The sequence below is a fragment of the Halomonas sp. MCCC 1A11062 genome (assembly GCF_021404355.1).
In the GTDB taxonomy this organism is placed as follows: Bacteria; Pseudomonadota; Gammaproteobacteria; order Pseudomonadales; family Halomonadaceae; genus Halomonas; species Halomonas aerodenitrificans.
This window is the reverse complement of the sequence record NZ_JABFTW010000055.1, coordinates 1-1,653: the sequence shown is the minus strand read 5'-3', so window position 1 is coordinate 1,653 and position 1,653 is coordinate 1. Positions and strand designations below refer to the sequence as shown.

Annotated in this window: 1 protein-coding gene; it reads right to left on the bottom strand. The window is 63.1% G+C overall.

Features of this window, described 5'->3' with window-relative positions:
- Positions 1–44: 44 nt before the first annotated feature.
- Positions 45–1,561, bottom strand: a protein-coding gene (locus HOP58_RS22735) for an IS3 family transposase (RefSeq protein ID WP_234261910.1) whose coding sequence is annotated in 2 segments (ribosomal slippage) — positions 45–1,124 and positions 1,127–1,561 — 1,515 coding nt in all. Because the reading frame shifts where the segments join, the coding sequence is not laid out codon by codon here.
- Positions 1,562–1,653: the final 92 nt, after the last annotated feature.

Here is a 1,653-nt window from a genome sequence, read left to right as displayed (position 1 = left end):
CGGAGTCTGTCAACATAGTTGGCACATGAAATAGTTCTCGCTCTTTAAAATCCGGCTGCCTGTGGCACTGGGTCCCGCTCGGGGTTTAGGTGCACGATCTCTGGCAGGCTAAGTTTCCGGATGTCACCCGACCAGCGTTCCGGGTGGCGCTGCTTCGCCGCCTCGAAGACTTCCCGGCGCTGCGCTAAGATGCCCTTGGCCTCGCCGTTATGGCGCTGACTCGGCGTGACGTAGCGGAGGGCGCTGTGCCGGTGTTCATGGTTGTACCACTCAGTAAATTGCTGAACCCAGCCCTGAGCCTCGGTCAGGGTGGCGAACCCCTCGGCGGGGAAGCCCGGCCGGTACTTGAGCGTCTTGAAGGCCGACTCGGCGAAGGCGTTGTCGTTACTCACCCGTGGACGGCTGTACGACGGGGTGATGCCCAGGTCGTAGAGCTTCTCCAGGAAGGTCGCTGCCTTCATCGGGCTGCCGTTATCTGAGTGAAGGATCAGGGGCTTGTGACGATCGGTGAGGTGCTCTCGCCAGCAGGCCTTCTGGATCAGCTCGGCGGCCAGCTCGCCAGTCTCCGTCTCGTAGACCTCGTGCCCAACGATCTTACGGCTGAAGACGTCCATGATCAGGTACAGGTACCACCAAGTACCGCGTGCTGGGCCCGGCAGCCAGCTGATATCCCAACACCATAGCCGATTCGGCGCTGTGGCTTGGTGAGTGGTCGGCGGGCGCTTGCGCTGAGGGGCCTGCTGCCGACCCCGGTGATGTTGCTGATCGTACTCATGCAGTACTCGATACATCGTCGACTCAGAGGCCAGGTAGCGGCCCTTGTCCGCCTGATCGGCCACGATGAAGGCCGGAGGGCGGCTCCGGTACTCCGGGGCGTTGCACAGCGCCAAGACCGCCTCTCGTTCCTCAGGCGATAGCTTATTGGCCGGTTCCGGGCGGTCGGCGTCGGGGCGGCGATCCGCCGTCACCTCGCCTTCGGTGACCCAGCGATAGTAGGTCCGCACGTTAATGCCCATCATCTGACAGGCCTTGGCCAGCCGAGCACCGTCACGCTGGGCGTCTTGCACCAGGGTCACGATGCGCTGGCGATCCGGGAGGCTGGTCAGTCGTCCTCGTCGTTGGTCGTGCCCCAGATCGCCTCGGCCTTTTTTGACAGGGCCAGCAGCGCCGCCGTCTCGGCCAGGGCCTTGTCCTTGCGGCGCAGCTCACGCTCCAGCTGGCGGAGCCGCTTCTGCTCGGCCTTCCGCGCCTGGCGAAGCTGCTTGGCCTGTGCTGCCGCATCCTCGTTGGCGTTCATGCAGGCATCCCGCCAGGCCTCCACCTGTTCGGGGTAGAGGCCACGCTCACGGCAATAGGCGCTGAGCTCGGCCTCATTCATCGGGGCCGTCTCCAGGACGATCTGGAACTTCTCCTGGCTGGTCCACTGGTCGGGCTGGGTCGAACGTGATGGCAAAACCTGTCCTCGTGCTCTGGCCTGTTTCCGCCAATTGTAGAGGGTTGTCACGGTGATGCCTTCCTGCTCGGCCAGTTCCGGGATGGTCATGCTCATGGGCGGTGCCATCTTCTTGAGGATGGCTTCCTTACGCTCTGCGGGGTAACGCACGTTGATCACCTCTCAATCCGTTTAGGTGACAACTACGCTGACAGATAGGG